Here is a 24960-nt window from a genome sequence, read left to right as displayed (position 1 = left end):
TAAAAGAGGCATCCCACCCCACTCCCTGCGCCTACGCGCTTGAGGCGCATGAGGCGGCGGTAGCCGGGGGCCGACGGGCGACAGCCAAAAAGAAGGCGGTCTAAACCGGAAGGGAACAAGAACCTAGAGGTACCGTATGGGATTGCGCCGCGCGCTCCAGATGTACTGCTTGATGTTCATCCAGAACGCGAAAAAGAGGTAGAACAGGATCGGGGACCCCATCGTCAGGAAGGTCAGGTAGATAAAGTACATCCGGATCGTGGAGGTGGCGACGCCCCATTTCTCACCCAGGTAGGTACACACCCCAAAAACTTTCCATTCTATGAAATCTTTCAGGCGATTCATGAGGGCAATTTAAAAAAAAATCGCTACACTTCCCAGCGCCCCGGCGGGGCGCATGTTCCTTTTTCGTAACTTCGCCCGGCCTACAGAAAGTTAATAAATTATGAATCATGGTTTTTGATTTGGACCTAATCAAGAAGCTGTACGCCGGGCTCCCCGCCAAAGTTGCAGCAGCGCGTACGCTCACCGGACACCCCCTGACCCTTGCAGAAAAGATCCTCTACGCCCACCTCCCGCAGACGCCCAAGCAGGCGTACACCCGCGGGAAGGACTACGTGGATTTCGCCCCGGACAGGGTAGCGATGCAGGACGCCACCGCACAGATGGCCCTGCTGCAATTCATGACCTGCGGACGGGACAAGGTGGCCGTGCCATCCACCGTGCACTGCGATCACCTGATCCAGGCGAAGGTGGGCGCGGAGGAAGACCTGGCGACCGCCAAGGACGTCAACCGTGAAGTCTACGACTTTCTTTCCTCCATTTCCGATAAATACGGTATCGGTTTCTGGAAAGCCGGGGCCGGGATCATCCACCAGGTCGTCCTGGAAAACTACGCCTTCCCCGGCGGGATGATGATCGGTACGGATTCCCATACCCCCAACGCGGGCGGTCTGGGGATGATCGCCATCGGTGTGGGTGGCGCCGACGCCGTGGATGTCATGGCCGGTCTCCCCTGGGAGCTGAAAATGCCCAAGCTGATCGGTGTCCGCCTCACGGGAAAGCTGAGCGGATGGACCAGCGCCAAGGACATCATTTTGAAGGTGGCCGGTATCCTGACCGTAAAAGGCGGTACCGGGGCCATCGTGGAATATTTCGGCGAAGGGGCGGACAGCCTCAGCGCCACCGGCAAGGGCACGATCTGTAACATGGGCGCCGAAATCGGGGCCACCTGCTCTCTCTTTGCCTACGACGCCAAGATGGCGGATTACCTGAAGGCGACGGGCCGTCAGGAAGTCGCCGACCTGGCCGACGGGATTAAAGAACACCTGCGCCCCGACGCGGAAGTGTACGCCGACCCGGCCAAATACTACGACCAGGTCATCGACATCAACCTGGACGAACTGGAGCCCTATGTCAACGGTCCCTTTACACCGGACCTGGCGTGGCCCATCAGTAAGTTCGCCGAAGCCGTGACGGCCAACAACTGGCCCGACAAGCTGGAGGTCGCCCTGATCGGCTCTTGCACCAACTCTTCCTACGAGGACATATCCCGCGCCGCCTCCGTCGCCAAACAAGCGACGACCAAGGGGCTCAAGACAAAGAGCGAATACACCATCACCCCCGGTTCCGAACAGGTCCGTTTCACCATCGAGCGCGACGGTCTCCTGGACACCTTCGAGGCCATCGGCGGCGTGGTCCTGGCCAACGCATGCGGCCCCTGTATCGGTCAGTGGGCCCGTCACATCGACGACCCCAACCGGAAAAATTCTATCATTACTTCCTTCAACCGGAACTTCGCCAAGCGTAACGACGGTCTGGCCAGCACCCACGCCTTCGTGGCCTCTCCGGAGATCGTCACCGCGCTGGCTATAGCCGGGGACCTGAAGTTCAACCCACTCAAGGACAAGCTCCGGAACGAAAAGGGCGAAGAAGTGCTGCTGGACGAACCGACCGGCTTTGAGCTACCTCCGAAGGGCTTTGCGGTGGACGACCCGGGTTACCAGGCGCCGGCCAAAGACGGCTCCAAGGTAGTTGTCAAGGTAGCGTCCGACTCACAGCGGCTTCAGCTGCTGGAACCCTTTGCCGCCTGGGAAGGCACCGACCTCAAAGGGCTCCGGCTGCTGATCAAGGCCAAGGGCAAGTGCACCACCGACCACATCTCGATGGCGGGTCCCTGGCTGAAGTTCCGCGGTCACCTGGACAATATCTCCAACAACATGCTCATCGGCGCGGTCAACGCCTTTAACGACAAGACCGATTCGGTGAAGAACGAGCTCACCAGCGAATACGGACCCGTACCGGCCACCCAACGCGCCTACAAGGCCAAGGGGATCGGGACGGTCGTTGTCGGCGACGAAAACTATGGCGAAGGCTCCAGCCGCGAGCACGCCGCCATGGAACCCCGTCACCTCGGCGTCCGCGCGATCCTGGTCAAGTCATTTGCCCGCATCCACGAGACCAACCTGAAGAAACAGGGGATGCTGGCGCTGACGTTTGCCAACAAGGAGGACTACGACAAGGTACAGGAAGACGATACCATCGATATCACCGGGCTGACGGGCTTTGCCCCGGGCAAGCCTCTGACGGTGGTGTTGCACCACAAGGACGGGAGCGCCGACAATATAACGGTGAACCATACCTATAACGAACAACAGATCGAGTGGTTCAAGGCCGGCGGCGCGCTGAACGTAATCCGCCGCGAGGTAGCCAAAAAATAGAACGCCCAAAAAGCGGAAAACAGAACACGAAAAATGCAAAAAACAGGAAGCCCGCCACATGGCGGGCTTTTTGCGTTACCGGGAGTATGGCACGCATACTCACGGGTTGCTCCGGTTTTTCCTACAAAGAATGGAAGGGGTCCTTCTATCCGGAAGGGACTCCCGCCAAGGCTTGGTTTGAATACTACTGCAGCCGCTTCCCCACCCTGGAGCTGAACGTTACCTTCTACCGCTTTCCCACGGCCGAAACCTTTCACGGCTGGTACGAACGAAGCCCGGAAGGGTACGTCTTTGCCGTAAAAGCGCCGCGCCTGATCACACACCTCAAACTATTCAACGACGTCGGCCAGCTACAGCAGGACTTTTACGGCGCCGCCAAAAAAGGGCTCAGGGACAAGCTGGGACCGTTGCTCTACCAGCTGCCCGCGAAGATGGAATACCGGCCGGCCATCCTCGAAAAGATCCTGCGTAGCCTGGACACGAAATACGACAACGTCATAGAATTCCGACACGAGAGCTGGTGGCGGGCCGAGGTATACGACGCGCTCGACAAAAAGGGGATCACGTTCTGCAGTCTCAGCTACCCGGGTCTGCCGGACTGGGTCGTTCCCGGCGGGAAAATGGTGTATTACCGTTTTCACGGAGTACCGTCGCTTTACCGTTCGACCTATAGCCCGGCCTTCGTAGACAAAATCCTGGCGCAGACCGACGGGCGGGACGCCTTCCTGTTCTTCAACAATACCGCCGACGGCCACGCGGTACGCAACGCGGAAATGACCCTGCGCAAATTGAACTAACGCAGGCTGCCCGTGTCCACGCGCGACGGCGTGTCCACCCCTTGTACGATGCTTACCGAGCTCAGCGCGATGGAGCGGATGATACGGGTCATGTTCTCCATATCCAGGGTCGATATCTCGTCCCCTTGTTTGTGATAGTATGGCTCGTTGTCCATCTTGGAGGTGGAAATGGTGTGGGCGGGCACTCCGACCTTTGCCAGCGAAGCGTTATCCGAGCGGAAGAACAGGTTCTGGGCGGTATAGGGATCGGGATAGAACTGGAAGCCGGTACCGGTAAGGTTCTTTTGCAGGATCTGTCCCATATCGGTTCGTTCATAACCCGTGATATACGCGGAATTCTCTCCCCATTTGCTGGTGGTCCCGATCATTTCGATGTTGAACATCGCCATGACCTTCGCCGGGTCCCACTGTGTCGCGAAGTACTGAGAACCGTACTCGCCGATTTCTTCGGCGGTAAAGGCGGCAAACACCAGGGTCCGCTGGTTGTCGTGACGCCCGGCAAAATACCGCGCCAGGGTCAGGACGGCCGTGGTCCCCGAGGCGTCGTCGTTGGCGCCGTTGAAAACCGAGTCGCCTTTGGCGTCTGGCTTACCGACGCCCAGGTGGTCGTAGTGTCCCGAGAAAATCACGTATTCGGAAGCCTTGGGCCCGTGGCCCGGCAGGATGCCCACCACGTTCTTCAGCGGTTTGGCTGCGATGTGGCTATGGACGTGCAGATCCAGGGACATCGGGGTTCCGGCAAACGGGACCGTTACCAGGCTGTAGGGGGAAGACATATGGGTCGTCAGGAACCGGAGATACCGCCTGAGCCGGAGGCTGGTGGCCGAATCCAGCAATACGAGGTAGTTGGCGTTCCCCGATCGGTAGGCCTGCATGGCCTGGGTAAAACTGTGGTCCTTATCGATAACATAAATCTTAACGCTGTCCGTGCTGACCCAATCCAGGTTCGCCCGGGAGGTCTGCACGCCCACCTGCGCGGGATCGATCGTCTGTCCGTTGATGGCCACTTGTATATTGTCCGGGACCGCCTCGATGAGGTCGAAGTGCTGGAAATAGCTTCCCCCTTGCAACGGCTTCAGACCGGCGGCCTTGAAACGCGCCGCGATAAAATCCGCCGCCCGGTCGATATCGGGTGTGAATACCTGCCTTCCCCGCAGGGCGTCAGAGGACAGGTAGGCCTCGGTTGCGGTAACGTCTTTTACGGAAATGGTCGTGTCGGGCTTTTGTGCCTGTACGCTGGAACCGGCCAGCAGCGCGCCCAGGAAGGCAAGAGCTAGTTTTCTCATGATCGTGATGGTGTAAGTGACGGTGTAAGGGCCAAAAGTAAGGGTTTATTCGTGCCGGAGGGCGATCTGTTTCACACCGGCGTAGAGCGTTTTCCAGATAAGGTTGAAAAACGATTTGTGCGGATCGCGGGTTTGCCTGACACCGGTGGCGACGCCGTTGGGGTTGCCCGAGCGGACCGCAAGGGTATTCACCAGGAAAGACAGCAACGGTTTTCGCCTGGCCGTGTCTCCCTTCAGCAAGGTCAACCGGAGGTGGTCGTACCGCATGCGGACGTCGCCCGTGGCGCCGTTTTCATCCCCCGTGATGCGGGCGTCCAGGCGGTCCATGTGAAAGCTCCCGGTCGACGCCTTGGCCAGCGCCCCGGTCAGGGGATTAAGGGCGGCCGCGTCCAGGTTCCCTATATGCGCGTCCAGGGAAAAACGACCCGATGGTTCGCCCAGGTAAAAGGTGAACAAGGCCGAGATGGGGCTCCGGCCGAGACAATAACCGTCAAAGCGCGCCGTCCACCTCGGGTCCCCGGGGAGGTTGGTCACATTGGACAGCAGCGCGCCGACGTGATCGAACGAGAGCGTTCCAACGGCGTCGGTGGCGGGGTTTTTCTCCGCGTATTCAACAGCCGCGGAGGAGGCGGACAACCGGCGGATCAGGATATCGATGGGCGCCTTTTGAAGCAGCTGTTGCGGGTAGCGGCCCACCTTCGACCGGGTATCGGGCGGTTGCGTCCGGTCGTGATAGATACGGATGTCCGGCCGCTCCAGGTGTGCGGAATCGACGTGCAGATAAGCATATAACAACATCTCGGACATGTTGACGCCGTACAGTCCGATCGAGGGTACCCTGAGGGTATACCGGTCCGCCTGGTGCCCGACCCGCCGATAGAAAGCGTCCGCGTCCAGGGCGGGCGACAAGGAAAAGTCCTCCAGCGCGGCGGCGCGGGCGGCGAAGTCATAGGTCAGGCTTCCCAACCGGAGCCGGTATAGCTGCCGGCCCACCAGGATCGAGACGTTTTTCACCCCCATAGTGAAGGAATGGGCGTAGGCAAAACGCGTGCTGTCCGACACGGTGCTGCTGTCCATCTGTATATCCCTCAGCCGGAGGTCGCAGCGCTCGAACGCCCACCGGAACGGCCGGGCGCTGTCGCCGTTGTCATAGGACAGACGCACATCCCCCAGCAGCACCTCGCCGATGGTGATCGACCGGACGACCGGACGGAGCAGGGTGTACAAATCCTTGCCCGATTTGGACGGCTTCCGGTGCCGGTACAGGGAAGCCCTGGCGTCCACCAGCGTCAGGCGGCCGCAGACGACCCGCTTATGCAGCCACCATTCGAAGACCCGGAGCCCGCTGACGCGGATTTCCTCCAGGTCCACGACCGCGGTCAGCGCGGGCAGGTCGCCGGCCGCCAGGCGGGCCGTATACCGGGCGCTGTCCAGGGTGAGCCGGCAGTCCCGGAGGGCGATGGTGCCCGACCATAGATTGACCCGGGGAGGGCCCGATGCAAACCGGTAGAGGCTATCCGAACCCTCCACGACGATCCGTTCGATCAACGCCCCTATACGGGGCTTTAGATAGCTCCGGATACCCCAGTCGATCCCCACGATGGCGACGGTGAGGACGACGCCGATCCAAAGAAGACGCCTGGCCATACCCAGAAGGGGCACGAACCGTGCCTAAGGCGGCTGATGGCGGTAACGGCCCCCGCGGAGGCCTAAGGCAGCGCCTCGAACCAGACCGGGTCGGTGTTCGCGGAAGAGCCGTTGTAGTTTATCGTCAGCTCCTCCCCCTCACGGATATCCCTCACCGTTTTGACGAACATGATCTCGTCCTCGTATTCCATGAAATACTCGCAGTTCGAGGGCGAGCGGTGGTTATACAGGGAAATGTAGCCCAGGCCTACGCAACAGCAGTCCCGTTGCTCCCCCCATTCGAAGATATAGTCGTGCAGGAGGGTCAGGTCCAGGATGCGGCGTTCCTCGCCATTCATCACGAGCACGGGGGAAACCTCGATGACGGTATCCGCGGGTATGGCTTCCCGGGTATATACCCCCCGGCCACGTCCCTCGCTGGCGGAAATGTAGAGATAGGGCTGTATCACGGCGCAAAGATATAATTTGCAAATACCATAAGGATGCTATTTTTGCTGCCAAAGTCCATTGGTATGCCTTATGCAGAAGAAACAGCCAGCCTCCAGGAACAGTTTGAACAAGTGATCGCCACTGACGACAAATTAAAGATCAGTGACTTTCTCAACGACCAGAATATCTCGGACGTCGCCGATTTGATATACGAGAATCCGGACTACGAGAGCCAGATCATCGGCAACCTTTCCATACACCGGGCTGCATCGGTATTCCGTATCCTGGACGTCGCTTCGCAGAAAAGCATCATCAAGGAGCTTCCCCCCTTCAAGACTGCCGAGCTGCTCAACGAGCTGCCCGCGGATGACCGCACCGCCTTCCTGGAAGAGCTGCCTTCCAGCGTCGTGAAAGAGCTGATCCGGCTCCTGGACCCGGAAGAGCGCAAGGTGACCTTGTCGCTGCTGGGTTATCCCGAATACAGCGTCGGCCGGCTCATGACCCCGGACTATATCGCGGTGAACGTCGACTGGACGGTCCGCGAGGTCCTGGACCATATCCGGGAAGAAGGTAAACACAGTGAAACGATCGACGTCATATACGTCATCGACGAGAAGGGCGTCTTCCTGGACGACATCCGCATCCGGGAATTCCTGCTGGCTTCCCCCGACAAGCTGGTCAGCGACCTGGTGGACGGCCGCTACATCACCCTCCACGTCAACGACGACCAGGAGTCCGCCTACCAGGTGTTCAAGCTCAACAACCGCGTGGCCTTGCCGGTCCTGGACGACAACGACGTCCTGCTCGGGATCGTCACCATCGACGACGTCCTTTGGGTGGCCAGTGAAGAGTTCACCGAGGACATCCAGAAGATCGGTGGTACCGAAGCCCTGGAAGAACCCTACCTGGAGATCAACATCGTCAAGCTGGTCCGTAAACGCGCGGGCTGGCTCATCATCCTGTTCCTGAGCGAAATGCTCACGGCCACGGCCATGCAACACTACCAGGACGAGATCGCCAAGGCGGTCGTGCTGTCCCTGTTCATCCCGCTGATCATGAGCAGCGGCGGTAACAGCGGATCGCAGGCTTCCACACTGATCATCCAGGCCATGGCCCTGGGCGAGCTCACGCTGGCGGATTGGTGGCGCGTGATGCGACGGGAGTTCTTCTCGGGTTTCACGCTGGGGGCTATCCTGGGAACGATCGGATGGCTACGCATCTTCCTCTGGCAGAACCTGCATATTTTCGACTACGGGGCGCACTGGGAAAGGCTCGCCACAGTCATCTTCTGCTCGCTGATCGGGATCGTGATGTGGGGGAGTCTTATGGGCTCGATGTTGCCCATCATACTCAAGCGGTTAAGACTCGACCCCGCCACCTCATCGGCGCCCTTTGTGGCCACCCTCGTAGACGTCACCGGCATTGTTATTTACTTTTCGGTAGCTTATATATTCTTTAAGGGGATATTGCTTTAGTTCGCTTTTAACTTAATCGTACTTTCGACTTATGTGTGGAATCGTTGCGTATATCGGCCACCGGCAGGCCTACCCTGTGATCCTGAAAGGACTCAAACGTTTGGAGTACCGCGGCTATGACAGCGCCGGCGTCGCCCTGGTCAACCACGGACTCCATGTCTATAAGAAAAAAGGCAAGGTGGCCGACCTGGAGGACACCCTCGTCGGCAAGGACCTCCAGGGTTCTATCGGTATCGGCCACACGCGTTGGGCCACCCACGGGGAGCCCAGCGACCGCAATTCCCACCCCCACACATCGGCCAATGGCAAATTGGCGATGGTCCACAACGGCATCATCGAGAACTACGCCCCCCTCAAACAGGAGTTGCTCAACAAGGGCTATACTTTTGCCAGCGACACGGATACCGAAGTACTGCTGAAGTTCATCGAGGACATCCAGATCAACAACGAGTGCGGACTGGAAGAAGCCGTCCGCATCGCGCTCCGTCGCATCGTGGGCGCCTATGTCATTGTCATCGTCGACCAGGATCATCCGGATACATTGATTGCAGCCCGCAAGGGCAGCCCGCTGGTCATCGGTATTGGTAAGGGAGAACACTTCCTGGCCTCGGATGCCTCGCCCATCGTCGAATACACCAAGGAGGTCGTCTATGTGAACGACTACGAGGTCGCCATCATCCGGCCCGACGAGCTGATCCTGAAGAACCTCGGGAACGAGCGCCAGACGCCGTTCATCACCAAGCTGGATATAGAGCTCGCCGCCATCGAGAAGGGCGGGTACCCGCACTTTATGCTCAAGGAGATCCACGAGCAGCCCCACACCATACAAGACTGTCTGCGGGGCCGCATGGACCCCGCGGCAGGGACCATCACGATGGCCGGGGTGCAGAACCACCTGCAGCAATTGGTGAATGCGCCCCGTATCATCATGGTTGCCTGCGGCACCAGCTGGCACGCAGGTCTGGTGGCCGAGTACGTTTTTGAAGAGTTGTGCCGCATCCCCGTGGAGGTCGAGTACGCCTCCGAATTCCGCTACCGTAACCCGGTCATCCACCATGGGGACGTGATCGTGGCCATCTCGCAAAGCGGTGAAACCGCCGATACCCTGGTGGCCATCGAACGTGCTAAGGAGCAAGGTGCCACTATTTTCGGGATCGTCAACGCGGTGGGTTCCTCCATCGCACGCCAGTCCCATGCGGGCGCCTACACGCACTCCGGCCCCGAGATCGGGGTCGCCAGCACCAAGGCCTTTACGGGGCAGTTGGCGGTCCTGACGATGATGGCCCTCAAGATCGCCGCCGCCAAGGGCACCATCGACGTCAAGCGTTACCAGCACCTTTGCGCGGAGCTGGCTGCCATTCCCGAAAAGGTGGCCGCCATCCTGCAAAAGACCGACCTCATCAAGAAGATTGCCGATAAATACAAGGACGCCCGCGATTTCCTCTACCTGGGCCGTGGGTATAACTTCCCCGTTGCCCTGGAAGGCGCCCTGAAGCTGAAGGAGATTTCATATATACACGCCGAGGGCTATCCCGCGGCTGAAATGAAACACGGCCCGATCGCCCTGGTGGACGACCGGCTGCCCGTTGTTTTTGTCGCCACCAGGGATTCCTACCACGAAAAGATCGTCAGCAACATCCAGGAGATCAAAGCCCGGAAGGGACTGGTGCTGGCCATTACCAGCGAAAACGATGAAGTCATTCCCACCATGGCGGATGACGTTTTCTCCGTGCCCGAGGCCGACGAGATCGTAGCCCCCCTGTTGAGTGTCGTTCCTCTGCAACTGCTGTCCTACTACGTGGGCGTCGCCAAGGGTTTTGACGTGGACAAGCCGCGCAACCTTGCCAAAAGCGTCACCGTGGAATAAGCCGTATGAATCAGATCACCAAGCATCCCGTGTCCAGCCTGGGATACCATTTCATCCCGGCCGAATACCTGCCCAAGGGTAAGGACGAGTACCACCTGCGCAACCTGCAAAACCAAAGCGGTATCGCCTACCGCCACCTGGTGGCGCACGAGATCGAAGTCCTGGTACGCAACCGCAACCAGTCCGACGATTGGAACAACGTCCTCGTTTCCGACGCCTTTAGCCCCGAGCTCGTCAAGAACTGCAAGTTCTATGGGCTTGTCCGCATCGGCAAGCTGGAACCCTGGTACCTGGAGTTCAAGAACCTCCGCCGGCCGGTGGGTTTGTATAACAGCGTCATCTGCAGCTGCGACCTCGGCGACAACGTCGTTATCGACAATGTCAACTACCTGTCCCACTATATCATCGGCAACGACGTCATCCTCGTCAACGTCGAGGAGCTGGCCACGACCAACTATGCGAAATTCGGCAACGGCATCGTCAAGGAAGGGGAGCCGGAAGAACGCCGTATCTGGCTGGAGATATGCAACGAGAACGGCGGCCGGAAGGTCATCCCCTTCAACGGCATGCTGCCCGGGGACGCCTGGCTGTGGTCCCGCTACCGGGACGACGACATGGTGCAGGAACGTTTCAAGGACTTTACCGAGAAGAAGTTCGACCGCCAGCGAGGCTATTATGGCAAGGTCGGGCACCGCACGGTGATCAAGAATTGCAAGACCATCAAGGACGTATGGGTGGGTACCGACGCCTACCTCAAGGGCGCCAACAAGCTCAAGAACCTGACCATCAATTCCTCGGCCGATGCGCCGTCACAGATCGGCGAGGGTTGTGAGCTGGTGAACGGCATCGTGGACTACGGCTGCCGCATTTTCTATGGGGTAAAGGCGGTGCGTTTTGTGATGGCCTCCCATTCCCAGTTGAAATACGGGGCCCGGCTGATCAACTCCTACCTGGGCAACAACGCCACGATATCGTGCTGTGAAGTGCTGAACTCGCTGATTTTCCCGGCGCACGAGCAGCACCACAACAATTCCTTTTTGTGCGCCGCCCTGGTCATGGGCCAGAGCAACATGGCCGCCGGCGCCACCATCGGTTCCAACCACAATTCCCGCAGCCCGGACGGGGAGCTCGTCGCCGGCCGGGGCTTCTGGCCGGGGCTTTGCGTGAGCCTCAAGCACAACTCCAAGTTCGCCTCGTTCAACATACTCGCCAAGGGCGACTACCCGGCGGAATTGCGAATCCCCCTGCCGTTCGCCCTCGTCTCCAACGACGTTTCCGACGACCAGCTGATCGTCATGCCCGCCTATTGGTTTATGTACAACATGTATGCGCTGGCGCGGAATGCCTGGAAGTATACCGACCGGGACAAGCGGACCGAGAAAATACAGACGCTCGAATACGACTTCCTGGCGCCGGACACTATCGGTGAGATGATCGACGCGCTGCGGTTGCTGGAAACCGCGACGGGAAAGGCATGGCTGCTGGATACCCCGGGCGATGAAGAACCCGCCGTCGTCGGCAAGCGTCTGCTGGAGAGCGGCAACCCGGCACTCCGCAGCCTCGACATCCACGGGGAAGCCTTCGAGCATTCTCCCCGGCGGGTGGCGCTGGTCAAGGTCCCCCAGGCATACGCCATTTATAAGGACCTGATCGCTTACCACGCAGCCCTTCAAATCATCGCTTATTTTGAACGGAACCCAACGGCCACGGTCGCAGACCTGGCCAGCGCCGTCCCCGGCGGATACAAACGCATGGAATGGCGCAACGTCGGCGGCCAGCTGATCGACCAGGACAGCATGGATACCTTCCGGCGGCAAATGCGCACGGGTGAGATCAAGTCCTGGGATGACGTCCACGACTTTTACCGGCAGTGCGGGGAAGCCTATCCCAAGGCCAAGCTCCTCGACGCCCTTTCCGCCTGGAAAGAGGTGACGGGGGCGGACGGCCTCGATCGCGCCCGGGTGGTCGACCTTATCTGGGAAGCGGTGAAGACGAAGGCGTGGATGGTCGAAGCCATCTTCGAGTCCCGTGAAAAGGACTACTCCAACCCGTTCCGCGCCATGGTCTATGCCTCCGACGCCGAAATGGAGGCCGTCATCGGCAACCTGGAAGACAACAGCTTTATCGCCCAGGAAAGAAAAAACCTGGAGGCGTTTACCCTCCAGGTTGAAAAGCTCGCGGCACGGTTGAAGTAGCCCGCGGCGGTTGAAGTAGCTTACGCCAGTTCCACGAACAGTTTCTCCTTGGGCCGCCGCACCTTCTTTTGTCCCACCAGCCAGTCCTGGCTCTCGTCCCTATGTCCCAGGGCCAGGAGTATCTCGCTTTTCAGGCCTTTTTCCTTAAGCCCCAGCAACTCATCCAGCGCCTCGTGGTTAAATCCTCCCATCGGGGTTGCATCCACGTGCTCGAGGGCCGCGGCGGCCACAGCCGTACCAAAGGCGATGTGCGTCTGAGAGACGGCCGAATGATAATTTTCTTCGTCCGTCCGGCTCAACATGTTCTTCTTGTAGTTCTGGAAACCATTCAGGCTCTCGACGGTCACGCCCCTTTGATCGGCCACGTCCTGGATAAACTCGTCAAAACGAGCCTCCGTAATCTTATCCCAGGCGGCAAAAACCAGCAAATGCGATGCTTCGGTGATTTGCGGCTGGTTAAAGGCTATGGGTTTGATTTTCTCCCGTAATTCAGGACTTTCGATCACGATGATGTTATAGGGCTGCAAGCCGACCGCGGAAACCGACAGCCGGGTAGCTTCCAGGATGTTCTCGAGTTTAGCAGGGTCGATTTTGTTGCCGTTCATCCGTTTGGTGGCGTAGCGCCAGTTGAGTGCTTCTATCAGGCTCATAGTTTACTATATTTAGGATTTATAATGCATATATAATATCTAACACCGTTAGGTTCACAGGCAAAAAAAATCGTCTATCCCACCAGGGCGTAAATGTATCCTTTGATCGTATCCTCCAGTATCGCCTTACCCAGGTCCGGATCGCCTTCCTTGCGGTTACAATTGTGTTTCAGCCGGATAGATACTATCCCATGCAGGATCGACCAATAGGACTGGAACTTCAATTCCAGGTCCACGGCCGGGTGACTACCGGATAGTACTGCCTTTTGGATCACGTCCTTTACCAGCCCGCCAAAGGTCAGTATCTCGCTGACCGAGTGGGCCTTTTCGCAGGTAGGTATGCCCAATCCAAACATCAATTGGTAATATTCCAGGTTTTGCGAAGCGAATTCCCAGTATGCCAACGCAATGGCGGTTAGCTGTGCGGTGGGCTTGTCATAGGCGTCCCTGGCTTCTATAGCCATCCGGGTTAACAAACAAAAGCCCCGGCGCACAAATTCGCCGATCAGCGCCTCCTTGCTCTCGAAATGGGAATAGATCACCGGCACGCTATACTCGATTGCATCCGCCACCTTCCGGACAGACAAAGACTGAACCCCCTCCTCCTGGATCTGTTTCCAGGCGGTGTCGAGGATCAGGCTTCGGACTTCCTCCTTTTGACGGTATCGGCGTTCGGCAATGCCCATGTTATTTTTCCTAACAGTGTTAGCAAAGTTAGGACATCCTGCCTGGATTCCCAAGGGGTGTTTTAACTACTTGGCCTTCAGCGTATCCGGCGAAGTATTCACGAGGGAATCGGAAGAACGTTTGGCGGAGTCGTTGGCCATTTTGGTATTGTCGGTAGCTTCGGTAGGGGCCGAGCTGTCGATTTTGTTGGAATCGATGCTTTTGCCTTTTCCGTTACACGCGGCGAGGGCGCCGGCCAGGACGAGGGATACGAGAATCTTTTTCATATCGGTATTTTGGATGTAAGTACAAAGCGTGGGCCGTGCTGTCCCGGGGTTGCGTCACTTTTTTCTGAAGAAAAGCCGCACCGGTACTCCCTTGAAGTCGAACGCCTCACGCAGCTGGTTCTCCAGGTAGTTCCGGTAAGGTTGTTTGATGTCGTCGGGATGGTTGCTGAAAAACGCAAACGAAGGCACATGGGTTGGTAGCTGTGTTGCGTACTTGATGTTGACCGGCATGCCCCGGACAACGGGCGGATGGAAAGCGCCAACGGCCTTTTTGAGGAACTCGTTGAGCTGTGAGGTAGGTACGCGACGCTGGCGGTTGCCATATACTTCCAGGGCGATTTCGATCGCCTTGAAGATGCGCGTTTTATCCTGAACCGACACAAACAACACCGGGACGTCCGAAAACGGCGCGATCCGGCTCTTGAGCTCTTTTTCGTAGTCCCGGGCTGTATTCGTTTCCTTTTCCATCAGGTCCCATTTATTGACCAGGAGTACGATCCCCTTCCCCTTGCGTGCCGCCAGCGAAAAGATGTTCAGGTCTTGGGCCGTGATGCCCTTGGTGGCGTCGATCAGGAGCAAACAGACGTCCGCCTCGTCCATGGCCTTGATCGCCCGGATGACCGAATAGAATTCAAGGTCTTCCTCGACCTTTTTCTTGCGGCGGATACCGGCCGTGTCGATCAGGACGAATTCCTTTTGAAACAGGTTATAGTGCGTATGGATACTGTCCCGGGTCGTGCCGGCCACGTCGCTGACGATGGTGCGCTCCTGCCCCAGCAGCGCATTCAGGAGGGAGGACTTCCCCACGTTGGGTTGCCCGATGATGGCGATCTTGGGGATCTCTTCCTTTTCCTCGGATTCGGGGGCTTCCTCGGGGATCAGGGCGGCTATCGCGTCTAGCAGCTCACCCGTACCGCTCCCTGTCATGGCGGCAATGAAAAAGACGGGGTCGAAACCCAGCCCATAAAACTCCGTCGCCTCCAGCAACCTGTCCGAATTATCCACCTTGTTCACCGCCAGGAATACCGGTTTGGGTGAGCGCCGCAACACGTCCGCCATCGCCTCGTCCAGGTCCGTGATCCCCGTGGCGGAGTCGCACAGGAAGAGCAACGCGTCCGCCTCGTCTATTGCGATCAGCACCTGGCGGCGGATTTCCCGCTCGAAAACGTCCTCGCTCCGGGGCACAAACCCTCCGGTGTCGACCACGTTAAAGGTCTTTCCCGCCCAATCCGCCACACCGTACTGCCGGTCCCGCGTTACCCCGCTTTGGTTGTCAACAATCGCTTTTCGCTGCTCCAGCAGGCGATTGAACAAAGTACTCTTACCCACATTTGGTCTGCCAACAATGGCTACCGTAAATCCAGACATAATTGAAAATTTTTGCCACCGGCGTTCGCGCAGCCTCTATTCGTATCCGTATTCTTTTAACAACAGGTCATTGTCCCGCCACTTCGGCCGCACCTTCACAAACAGCTCCAGGAAAATCTTCGACCCGAGGAACGCCTCGATGTCTTTTCGCGCCGCGATCCCAAGCGCCTTTATCTTCTGACCCCCTTCGCCCAGCAGGATACCTTTCTGGGTCTCCCGCTGCACGACAATCTCCGCCCTGATCTTTATCAGGTCGCTCTTCTCTTTGAATTCCTGGACGACTACCGCCGTGTGATATGGTATTTCCTCTGCGTACAATTGGTATATCTTTTCCCGTACCAGTTCCCCCACAAAAAATTTCGTCGGCAAATCCGTGATCTCATCCCCGGGAAAATAAGGCTCCCCTTCCGGCAAACGCTCTATGACCGCCGCTAAAAGCTCGGGCACGCCCGTACCCTTCAGCGCCGACACCTCCATTACCACGGATGCATACGGCTTTGCCGAAAAAAAAGCTTCCAGCTCCTTAACCCTGTCAGGCTTTACCGCGTCCGTTTTGTTGAGGACGACAATAGCCGGCACCCGCAGCTTCAACGCGGTAAAAACACCATCCGCGTCCTCAGGGTTGTCGCCGGCATCCACCAGCAACACCGCTACATCCGCATCCTCCAGGCTGTTCTTCACCGCATGCATCATCCGCTCGTGGAGCTTATATTGCGGTTCGATGATCCCCGGCGTATCCGAAAAAATGATCTGGTAATCCGCCGTCGTCAGTATCGCCTTGATGCGATGACGCGTCGTCTGCACCTTTGGCGAAACGATGGCCAGCTTCTCACCCACCAATGCGTTGAGCAACGTGCTCTTCCCCGCATTGGGCCTTCCGAAAATATTTACAAATCCCGTTCGCATCGCCTGCAAAGGTAACTGAACGAAATAAAATATTTGGTAGTTATTGCATCTCGCCCTACATTTGCAGTCCAATACATCGCGAAGTAGAGCAGCGGTAGCTCGTCGGGCTCATAACCCGAAGGTCGGAGGTTCGATCCCTCCCTTCGCAACGAAACAGCCCCGGTCTTCAGCCGGGGTTTTTATTTGGCAAAAAAACGAGAGGCCCCGGTGAACACCGGAGCCCCAAGTCAGACAAAGGTTTCTCAAGTGATAAGGTGTCCTACTCCTTGTTTGGTCTTCTTTTAATCGATCTGAAAATTACTTTTGCCAGCTCGTCGGCTGGAATTCCTATAACGGTAGCCATGTCGGATACATTACCCAAGGTCCAGCGTTGAGGATTCTCCATCTTTGCCACAAACGAAGCATAACTATGGCTGATCTCCTCGGCCATAACACTTTTAGGAATAATCTCGAACAGGTCATTGAATTTGATGAGTTTTCCGGTCTCAATCAATGCTTTAGCTGCTTCAAATCTTGGGTCGGTCGCCATTTATCGGAATTTTCACAAACACAAGTTATATCTATATCTAATTAGTTTACAATAAGTTACAAATTTCGACTCCAAACGGATTGATATTATCGGATATTCCGACTATATTCATCTGTCAAACAGTAAGTAATGTCGGATACCCTTGAAGTAAGGGTCTTTCTAACTGCGGTTAAGGCTGGTGATAAAAGCGCTTTCGAGCAAGTAGTAAGACTTTACGAAACTTTTGCTTTCGCGTACGCGATGACTCTGTTCAACGATACAGAGGTGGTTGAGGTGATCGCTGCCGAGGCTTTTGCCAGGATCTGGAACATGCGAAACGATATCGATTCCGAACGATTCGATTTGCGGTTATTCCTCGAGTCGACCATTACCGACCTCCACCGGCAATTCATGGAGCACATGATGCTGGAAATAATAGCCGACACCAACCATAATCACCCATTAAACAGCAGCTCATGCCAGTAGCGATTCCCGGTCTTTCGATAGGGGCGGTTATCCGGTATTTTATCCATTTCAGAAAACACCGTAAGTACAACAGGCTCCTGGACAAGCAGACGTTTTTCATAAAGGGCGAGATAGCCAGGCGATGCCTCGATCGCAGGGACATATCCAGCATATACATTGCGGTGCTGGTGGTTATCTGGCGGGATATAAAGAAGGACATAGGCGTTGAGGAAGTTTATCTTTTAAATGTTATTGACGATCAGATTAAAGCTTTTTATTCCGACTACGACCATTTCTACAGACCATCCTTTTCGTGAAACAAACAGCTTGACTTCGAATTGGTTAGCGTTTTTCTACTCCAAAAATACTAAATTTTTTAGCAATTTAACCAAATAAAAAAGCCCTGGCCGCAACCGGTCAGGGCTTCTGTTCTTCATGGCTATAGCGCGGTGACGCGCGGGCTGTACTTATGATTTGTGGCTCACCGAGCTGGAGCCGGAGGAGTGGATATTCCGGATTACGGCGGCGCCTTTATAATATACATCGCTCGACCCGCTGTTGTCGACGGTGAGCTCTTTATTGACGGTGATCTGTGTATCCGATGACCCGCTCGCGCGTATGGAACAGACATCGACGGCCAACTCGTACCCCCGTACATCGCTAGAACCGTTCAACTGGATCTCGGCATTTACGGCGGAGCCCTTGACGGTCGCATCGGAGCTGCCGCTTTGATGGAGATTGAGGTGGGTGGCCTGGATCCCGCCCTTGAAGTCGCTGGAACCCGAAAGGTGGATGGTCAGGTCGGTAGCTTTAATAAAGCCGTCGACGTAGACGTCGCTCGAACCCGAAGCGCCCAGCTCGTCGATATTCTTGAAAGAAACGAAGGCCTTCATCTTCCGGTCGCCCCAATTCCAATGAAATCCTTTATCGTTGAAATAGATATGCAGGACACCATTTACGACTTCGGTCACGATCCGGTTCCGGGTTTCGACGTCGGTGGCGCTTACAGCCACAGCATCTTCATTCCCTTGTTTGATGACCAGGTCGATGGCACTGGATACCTGGACGCCGTGGAAGGGAACGACGGCCCGTTTTTGGACGTTGGGCGCGTCGACCAGCAAGTTGTCCTGTGCGATGGCAAAACCACCGCAGAACAGCGTCAGGCCAAGCAGGAGCAATTTCTTCATATATATGTGTATTTGTAGTAGGACGTAGGAGGTTCCCCGAAAGTTACAGGGTGGAAAAATATTTTTTCCTACCTTGCCGCCAGAAAAACAGATTCCTCGGGGTGCCCATGGTGTGACGTCCACCAGGCTGAGATCATACCCGTAGAACCTGAACAGGGTAATGCCTGCGCAGGGAAGGTCGATAGCCTTTTTCCATTCGCAGCATTTCCCAAAACATTTTTTAACGTTCTCAAACCGGAGACAATGAAAAATTGGTTTTGGGCGATGTGTTGTTTAGCCAGTCCTCTGCTGTCTTCAGCACAAGTCCTTTTACACGGAACGGTAACCGATTCCGTAACGCATGAACCCATAGCGGGGGTAACCGTCCGCGCGGAGCGTACAACAGGTACGCAAACCGACGACAAGGGCGAATTCAGTTTACGCGCCACGAAATCTCCATTGATTGTCAGCGCCATTGGTTACAAGACCCAAACCGTTGAGCCCGGGCAGGGCGAGGTGCTGGTAGCGCTAAGCCCGTTAAAACTCTTCTTGCAGCCTATTGAAGTAAGGGCCGTGCGCGCCGGGGATAAGGCCCCTTTCAGCACGACCAACCTCGACAAAAAGACCATTGCGGAAAACAACGTGGGGCAGGACATTCCTTACCTCCTGGACCAAACGCCTTCGGTGGTCATCAACTCTAATTCGGGGAACGGCGTTGGTTACACCGGCATCAGCATCCGGGGAACCGACCCCACCCGCATCAACGTGACCCTCAACGGCATACCCATGAACGACGCGGAAGATCAGGGGGTTTATTTTGTAGACCTTCCCGACCTCGCGGCCTCGGTCAATTCGCTCCAGGTTCAAAGGGGCGTGGGCACCTCGACCAATGGGGCGGGCGCATTCGGAGCCACAATCAACCTGAGTACCAACGAAACCATCGACAAGGCGTACGGCGAGATCGACAATAGCGTCGGTTCCTACAGTACCTGGAAAACGATGGTCAAGGCGGGCTCCGGCCTGATCGACGACCACTTTACCCTCGACGCGCGGCTGTCCCGGATCACCAGTCTCGGTTATGTGGACCGGGGTTCGAGCGACCTGACCTCACTGTATCTTTCCGGGGCCTACCTGACGGAAAAGTCGTCGCTCCGGTTCAACCTAATATCGGGGCATGAAAAAACGTACCAGACCTGGGACGGGGTGCCCCAGGCCAAGCTTTTGGGCAGCCAGGCGGACCTGCAGCAATACTATGACGACAACCTGGGCTCCTCGTTCTTCACTCCCCAGGATTCGGTCAACCTGTTCAATTCGGACCGGCGCAAATACAACTATTTCACCTACCCCGATCAGACCGACAACTACTGGCAGGACTACTACCAATTGTTTTTTAACCATACCTTCAACCGGCGGTGGGACCTCAACACCGCCGCGTTCCTCACACGCGGGTGGGGTTATTATATCGAATATTCGCCCCAGCAGTCGTTTTCGGCCTTTGGCTTGCCCAACCCCGTTTACAACGGCGACACGATCCAGACGACCGACCTGATCCAGCAACTCTGGCTAAACAACTGGTTCTATGGGGGCGTCGCGTCCCTCCAGTATCATGGCGAGAAAGACCAGGTCATCGCGGGTGGCGGTTGGAACCGATACGATGGGGAGCATTACGGGATCGTGACCTGGGCCCAGACGGGTTTCCCGAACGATTACCAATACTACTGGAACGAGGCACACAAGACGGATTGGAGCGCCTATGTAAAATGGCAGCACCGGTTCAACCAGCGCTGGAGCTCCTTCGTAGACATCCAAAACCGCGTCATCACGTACTACATCAATGGCTTCGATGACAACCCGGGTCTGTATGTACATAAGGATTTCGACTTCTTCAATCCCAAGGCGGGCATCAGCTATACCGGCGCACATGGCTGGAACGGTTACCTGAGCGTTGCGGCGGCAGGCCATGAACCCAACCGGGACGATTTCGAAGCCAGCGAGCAGCAGCAACCCAAGGCAGAGCACCTAATCGACGTAGAGGCCAGCGCGGGTCAGAAAAACCGGCTGTACAGCTGGAGCGCGACCCTGTACTACATGCGCTATCGCAACCAACTGGTGCTGACCGGAAAGATAAACGATGTGGGCGAATACACCCGCACGAACATCCCCGACAGCTATAGGGAGGGCATCGAGCTCCAGGGGGGCATAAAACCGGCGGCCTGGTTTTCGGCCAGCGCCAACCTGACGCTCAGTGAAAACAAGATCCACAACTTTACCGAATACCTGGACGACTACGACAACGGGACCCAACACGAAAATCAGTACCATTCCACCGATATCGCGCTTTCCCCGGACGTAATCGGCGGAGCCACCCTGGACTTCACCCCCACCCGTGCGCTGACGCTCAGCCTCATCAGCAAGTATGTCGGACGTCAGTTCCTCGACAATACCTCCAAAACCAGCAGGAGCCTGGACCCTTTCTTTTATGAAAATGCCCGCATCCTGTGGACGGTTCCCCAGCCGGTTTTCAAACAGGTACAGGTGAGCCTGATGGCGTACAATATATTTAACGCGCTGTATGAACCCAATGGATACAGTAGCAGCTACATCAGCAACCAGCAAACGGTCACGGCCAATTTCTATTTTCCGGCGGCCCCGGTCAACTACATGGCCTCGGTAAATATTTCTTTGTAGTCCGTATAAATACGGAGAAACAGCCTGTGGAGACCAACGTAATTTCCACAGGCTGTTTTGCTTTCCCGCGCTGGGCGCGCACAACCGTTCGGTTAACCATTGATTAGCAAACCCTCTAACGGGTATTTCTCTATAGTTCAGTAATTTACATCCTCGTACCCTAACAAAGGAAAAACTTCCTATACCTTACCTCTTAACCACCAGAAGCCTGGTGTCCTTGTTTTAACCAGAATCGTATAGAAAGTTGAAAACTATAGAATCCAAATCCGACCTATTCAAGCTCCTTGTTGAACACAGCAAGGAGATGATCAGCCTACAGAGAGAGGATGGAGCTTTCGTATACGTAAACCCCGCCTTTTACGACATCCTTGGATATGCCCCACACGAAGTGATCGGCAGAAGCCCGAAGGACTGGATGCATCCCGAAGACACCGCCTGGGTCAAACGGGAAGTAAGGGACGCCGTAGATTACTGGAAAAGCCATAAGGAAGACGCCACGATAAGGGTCCGCTTCCGCGTCCGTTGCCGTAACCGCCGGTATATCTGGCTGCACGCGCAGATCACGTTCATGGAGGACAACCTCGGACGTTTGCAATTCCTGACTAATTCGCAGGACATCACCTTCTATATGGCACTCGAGGAAGAGCTGGTCAACCTCAACCGCCTTTCCGAAAACAGCAACGCCATCGCCCACATCGGCGGCTGGCAGTTCGACCAGGACTCCGAACGCCTCACCTGGTCGCCCGAGGTCAAACGCATACACGAAGTTCCCCCCGACTATATCCCCAGCCTCGAGGAGGCCATCATTTTCTACGCTCCCGAGAGCCGTCCGCTCATGGAGGCGCATATCCGGGGGGCGATGATAACCGGGGAGGGTTGGGACCTGGAGCTGCCGATCATCACCGCCCGCGGCAACCGGAAGTGGGTCAGGGCCCAGGGGCAGGTGGAGATGCACGCCGGCAAGGTCATCCGAATGTACGGGGCATTCCAGGACATCACCGCCGCGCACCAGATCAAGGAGCAGATCCGGTTGAACGAACAAAAATTCAAGGCGATCTTCCACGCCATGTTCCAGTTCATCGGGCTCCTGACACCGGAGGGGCTATTACTGGAAGCCAACGACAGCGTATTGAGCTTCGCCGGGCTTACCCTGCAGGAAATCCTGGGCAAGCCATTCTGGGAGGCGTTCTGGTGGACCGATTACTCGAGGGAACAGATCAAGCTGTATATTCAGCGGGCAGCCTCAGGTGAGTTCGTACGGGAGGAAATCATCGTACAAAGCAAGACCGGTGAGCAACTTTGTCTGGACTTCTCCATCAAACCCATCCTGGACGAACAGGGTAAGGTCGTGATGCTCCTCCCCGAGGGCCGGAACATCACCCGTCAGAAAAGGAACGAGGCCCGGCTGCGCGTGATGCAGTTTTCGATAGACCAGGCGTCGTTACCGGTGGTTTGGTGCAACGCCGACGGGATGATCACCTATATCAACGAATGCGGTTGCCAGATCCTCGGCGTCCCGGCCGAAGAACTGTTGGGCGCCCGGTTGTGGCAGTTGTCCCCCGGTAGCACCACCGACAGTTACGAGGCGTTCTGGGCGAGGCTGAAGGAACAAAAGGTAATCAACCTCCAGCGGGCCCTGACCCTCCGGTCGGGAAAGGTCGTGGAGCTGGAGATCACCGCCAACTATATCTCCTACGGGGACCATGAGTCCAGCGTCACCTTTTTCCAGGACATCACCGAGCGCATCCAGGCCCAACGCCGGCTCGTGGAGAGCGAACAGCGGTTGCGCTATGCCCTGGAAGGGACCGGGGGCGGCCTTTGGGACTGGAGCCTCGATTCAGGCAATGTATACCTTTCCCCGATCTGGAAGTCAATGCTGGGTTACCAGGACACCGAGCTGGAAAACAGCTATCAGAGCTGGTACAGCCAGATACACCCCGAGGACAAGCAAAAGATGCTCCAGACGATCCAGTCCGTGTACGATCCTGCAAACGATACCTTCTCCCTGTTGCACCGGTTGCGCTCCAAAGCGGGCGACTACCGGTACATCCTTTCCAAGGGGATCGTCATCCAGCGCAGTCCCCTGGGCAAACCGGAACGGATCATCGGGATCAATTCCGACCTGACCACGCAGATACAAACGCAGGAAAAGCTAATCGAGACACAACAGCGTTTCCACCACGCCTTTTTCAACTCGGGGATCGGCATGGCGATCATCGCCCCCAACGGAAGCTGGATCGACGTCAACGACGCCGTCACCAAAATCACGGGTTTTTCGCGGACCGAGCTCCTCCACTGCACCTTCCAGGACATCACCCACCCGGACGACCTGGCCAGGGACATCGCGGGTACCAACTCGCTGTTGAATGGCACGATCGACGTGCATTCCATGGAAAAGCGGTATATCCACAAGCAGGGCCATACCATTTGGGTCAACCTCAACGCCACGGTGGTCCGTAACAAGGTGGGCGAGCCCCAGTTCTTTGTATCGCATATCGAGGACATCACCTCGTTGAAGGCCGCCCAGCAATCCCTGGAACGCCAGAACCTCAGGCTGATCTCCAGCGCCGAGCACCTTACGCGCAAGAACAAGCAGCTGGCCGAGTTTTCGCAGATCGTATCCCACAACCTCCGCGCCCCGGTCAGCAACATCAGCATCCTGCTGCAGTACTACAAAAGCGCGGAGACGACCGAAGAGAAGGAAGAGCTGGTCGACCTCCTCACCCAGAGTACCGGCAACCTGCTCGATACGCTGAACGAACTAACGGAGGTGATCAAGGTCCAGCAGGACAAACACATCCAAAAAGAGGAGCTGGCGTTCGAACAAGTCTTTGAAAAGGTCAAGCAGATGCACGCCGCCCAGATCGCCGACGTCAAAGCAACCGTCCTATCCGATTTTTCCGGGGCGCCGGTCATCAGCTATCCCTCCATTTACCTGGAGAGCATTTTAATGAACTTCCTGAACAATGCCCTGAAATACGCCCATCCCGGACGCTCGCCCCACATCATGGTGCGCACCTTCTGGAAAAAGGGCAACCTCCTCCTGGAGTTCTCGGACAACGGCCGGGGAATCAACCTGGAGAAGCACAGCGGCAATCTGTTCAAGTTATACAAGACCTTTCATAAGCATCCGGACGCAAAAGGTTTGGGCCTTTATATGACAAAAAATCAGGTAGAAGCCATGGGCGGCAAGATCTTTGTGGAGAGTAAAGAGTTTGAAGGCACCAAATTTATCATTAACTTCAATCAATATCAGGCCCCAGATGCAGAATAAAATCCAGATAGCCATCGTAGACGATGACAAGATTTTCCAGCTGATCACGAATAAAACGCTCAACACGATCGAACAGGTGGGACAAATCTGGCAATTCTACAACGGGGAAGAAGCGCTGGTCTATCTGCAGGACCATGCCGCCCAACCTGACCTCCTTCCCGACATCATCCTGCTGGATATCAACATGCCCGTCGTCGACGGCTGGACCTTCCTGAAGGACTACGAACCGCTCCTCCCCTCCCTGTCCAAGACCATCTCCATCCACATGGTGTCCTCCTCCATCGACCCCAAGGACATCGAGCGCGCCAACGGGATCCCGCTGGTACAGGAGTATATCATCAAGCCCATCACCAAGGACAAGATCCTGGACGTGATCCGCCAAACCGTCGAGCGCCAGAGCGCCTAAGATTTTCCGCCTCCTTTTACTCATTTTACCTTCCGCGTACTCCACAGGCTTTCGCATACGTCCATGTGTTTCCGTGCGCCTCCACATGCCTCCGTGCGCCCCGCTTGCATGCTTCGGGCGTAGGCGAAAGGAGAAGTGAGGCCCCCTTGAGCAGTTTTTC

General features: G+C 56.5%; 21 protein-coding genes, 1 tRNA gene and 1 riboswitch. Of the genes, 11 read left to right on the top strand and 11 right to left on the bottom strand.

The window, feature by feature from the left end; translation table 11 throughout:
- Positions 1–123: 123 nt before the first annotated feature.
- Positions 124–345 carry a PspC domain-containing protein gene (locus VL547_RS24010; protein ID WP_325582834.1) on the bottom strand — a complete coding sequence of 74 codons (222 nt, stop codon included), beginning with the start codon at positions 343–345 and terminating at the stop codon, positions 124–126.
- Positions 346–452: 107 nt separating this feature from the next.
- Here VL547_RS24010 and VL547_RS24005 point away from each other — a divergent pair, with 107 nt between their 5' ends.
- Both VL547_RS24005 and VL547_RS24000 read left to right on the top strand, forming a co-directional pair.
- Positions 453–2720, top strand: a complete 2268-nt coding sequence (locus VL547_RS24005; protein ID WP_325582832.1) for an aconitate hydratase — start codon at positions 453–455, stop codon at positions 2718–2720.
- An 86-nt stretch (positions 2721–2806) separates the two neighbouring features.
- On the top strand, positions 2807–3517 hold the full coding sequence (locus VL547_RS24000; RefSeq protein ID WP_325582830.1) for a DUF72 domain-containing protein: 711 nt from the start codon (positions 2807–2809) through the stop codon (positions 3515–3517).
- Here the strand turns inward: VL547_RS24000 and VL547_RS23995 are convergent.
- From VL547_RS23995 to VL547_RS23985, 3 genes are all read right to left on the bottom strand, one after another.
- Positions 3514–4803: a M28 family peptidase gene (locus VL547_RS23995; RefSeq protein WP_325582828.1), complete on the bottom strand. Its 1290-nt coding sequence runs from the start codon at positions 4801–4803 to the stop codon at positions 3514–3516. The two genes, VL547_RS24000 and VL547_RS23995, sit on opposite strands and share 4 nt — an antisense overlap.
- A gap of 45 nt (positions 4804–4848) precedes the next feature.
- Positions 4849–6450: a hypothetical protein gene (locus tag VL547_RS23990; RefSeq protein ID WP_325582826.1), complete on the bottom strand. Its 1602-nt coding sequence runs from the start codon at positions 6448–6450 to the stop codon at positions 4849–4851.
- 62 nt (positions 6451–6512) lie between these two features.
- The gene (locus tag VL547_RS23985) at positions 6513–6899 is read right to left on the bottom strand and encodes an SET domain-containing protein-lysine N-methyltransferase (RefSeq protein WP_325582824.1); all 387 of its coding nucleotides are present in this window, start codon (positions 6897–6899) and stop codon (positions 6513–6515) included.
- A gap of 63 nt (positions 6900–6962) precedes the next feature.
- Here VL547_RS23985 and mgtE point away from each other — a divergent pair, with 63 nt between their 5' ends.
- Genes mgtE through VL547_RS23970 form a run of 3 tightly spaced genes read left to right on the top strand, consistent with a single transcriptional unit; the run spans position 6963 to position 12416 of the window.
- Positions 6963–8354: a magnesium transporter gene (gene mgtE, locus VL547_RS23980; RefSeq protein ID WP_325582822.1), complete on the top strand. Its 1392-nt coding sequence runs from the start codon at positions 6963–6965 to the stop codon at positions 8352–8354.
- A 31-nt stretch (positions 8355–8385) separates the two neighbouring features.
- Complete coding sequence (gene glmS / locus VL547_RS23975; protein ID WP_325582820.1) at positions 8386–10221, top strand: glutamine--fructose-6-phosphate transaminase (isomerizing); 1836 nt, start codon at positions 8386–8388, stop codon at positions 10219–10221.
- 5 nt (positions 10222–10226) lie between these two features.
- Positions 10227–12416, top strand: a complete 2190-nt coding sequence (locus tag VL547_RS23970) for a DUF4954 family protein (protein WP_325582818.1) — start codon at positions 10227–10229, stop codon at positions 12414–12416.
- A gap of 20 nt (positions 12417–12436) precedes the next feature.
- Here the strand turns inward: VL547_RS23970 and VL547_RS23965 are convergent, their stop codons facing one another.
- From VL547_RS23965 to era, 5 genes are all read right to left on the bottom strand, one after another.
- Positions 12437–13066 carry an NAD(P)H-dependent oxidoreductase gene (locus VL547_RS23965; protein ID WP_325582816.1) on the bottom strand — a complete coding sequence of 210 codons (630 nt, stop codon included), beginning with the start codon at positions 13064–13066 and terminating at the stop codon, positions 12437–12439.
- A 74-nt stretch (positions 13067–13140) separates the two neighbouring features.
- Positions 13141–13752 carry a TetR/AcrR family transcriptional regulator gene (locus VL547_RS23960; protein WP_325582814.1) on the bottom strand — a complete coding sequence of 204 codons (612 nt, stop codon included), beginning with the start codon at positions 13750–13752 and terminating at the stop codon, positions 13141–13143.
- A gap of 66 nt (positions 13753–13818) precedes the next feature.
- Positions 13819–14019: a hypothetical protein gene (locus VL547_RS23955; protein WP_325582812.1), complete on the bottom strand. Its 201-nt coding sequence runs from the start codon at positions 14017–14019 to the stop codon at positions 13819–13821.
- A gap of 54 nt (positions 14020–14073) precedes the next feature.
- Positions 14074–15387, bottom strand: coding sequence for a ribosome biogenesis GTPase Der (gene der, locus VL547_RS23950; protein ID WP_325582810.1), 1314 nt, complete (start codon positions 15385–15387; stop codon positions 14074–14076).
- A 36-nt stretch (positions 15388–15423) separates the two neighbouring features.
- Positions 15424–16293 (bottom strand): GTPase Era, encoded by an 870-nt coding sequence (gene era / locus VL547_RS23945; RefSeq protein ID WP_325582808.1) that lies wholly within the window; start codon positions 16291–16293, stop codon positions 15424–15426.
- A gap of 77 nt (positions 16294–16370) precedes the next feature.
- Between era and VL547_RS23940 the strand changes: the two genes are divergently transcribed.
- Positions 16371–16442 (top strand) — tRNA-Met (locus VL547_RS23940).
- Positions 16443–16552: 110 nt separating this feature from the next.
- Here the strand turns inward: VL547_RS23940 and VL547_RS23935 are convergent.
- A complete protein-coding gene (locus VL547_RS23935) occupies positions 16553–16822 on the bottom strand; it encodes a hypothetical protein (protein ID WP_325582805.1) in 270 nt (89 codons plus the stop codon).
- A 240-nt stretch (positions 16823–17062) separates the two neighbouring features.
- Between VL547_RS23935 and VL547_RS23930 the strand changes: the two genes are divergently transcribed.
- Positions 17063–17287 (top strand): hypothetical protein, encoded by a 225-nt coding sequence (locus VL547_RS23930; protein ID WP_325582803.1) that lies wholly within the window; start codon positions 17063–17065, stop codon positions 17285–17287.
- Positions 17278–17583 carry a hypothetical protein gene (locus tag VL547_RS23925; protein ID WP_325582801.1) on the top strand — a complete coding sequence of 102 codons (306 nt, stop codon included), beginning with the start codon at positions 17278–17280 and terminating at the stop codon, positions 17581–17583. Before VL547_RS23930 ends, VL547_RS23925 begins: the two co-directional genes overlap by 10 nt.
- A gap of 150 nt (positions 17584–17733) precedes the next feature.
- Here the strand turns inward: VL547_RS23925 and VL547_RS23920 are convergent, their stop codons facing one another.
- Positions 17734–18453 (bottom strand): head GIN domain-containing protein, encoded by a 720-nt coding sequence (locus tag VL547_RS23920; protein WP_325582799.1) that lies wholly within the window; start codon positions 18451–18453, stop codon positions 17734–17736.
- An 87-nt stretch (positions 18454–18540) separates the two neighbouring features.
- Positions 18541–18645, top strand: a riboswitch (TPP riboswitch).
- Between the two features lie 51 nt (positions 18646–18696).
- Here VL547_RS23920 and VL547_RS23915 point away from each other — a divergent pair.
- The 3 genes from VL547_RS23915 (at position 18697) to VL547_RS23905 (ending at position 24800) form a co-directional block, all read left to right on the top strand.
- The gene (locus VL547_RS23915; protein ID WP_325582797.1) at positions 18697–21120 is read left to right on the top strand and encodes a TonB-dependent receptor; all 2424 of its coding nucleotides are present in this window, start codon (positions 18697–18699) and stop codon (positions 21118–21120) included.
- A gap of 244 nt (positions 21121–21364) precedes the next feature.
- Positions 21365–24394 carry a PAS domain S-box protein gene (locus VL547_RS23910; protein ID WP_325582795.1) on the top strand — a complete coding sequence of 1010 codons (3030 nt, stop codon included), beginning with the start codon at positions 21365–21367 and terminating at the stop codon, positions 24392–24394.
- Positions 24384–24800, top strand: a complete 417-nt coding sequence (locus VL547_RS23905; RefSeq protein ID WP_325582793.1) for a response regulator — start codon at positions 24384–24386, stop codon at positions 24798–24800. Before VL547_RS23910 ends, VL547_RS23905 begins: the two co-directional genes overlap by 11 nt.
- The last annotated feature ends 160 nt before the right edge of the window (positions 24801–24960 follow it).

The sequence above is a fragment of the Dinghuibacter sp. genome, from assembly GCF_035492835.1.
Classification (GTDB): domain Bacteria; phylum Bacteroidota; class Bacteroidia; order Chitinophagales; family Chitinophagaceae; genus Dinghuibacter.
Note: the sequence above shows the minus strand (reverse complement) of the source record. Positions and strands in the feature narration are given on the sequence as shown.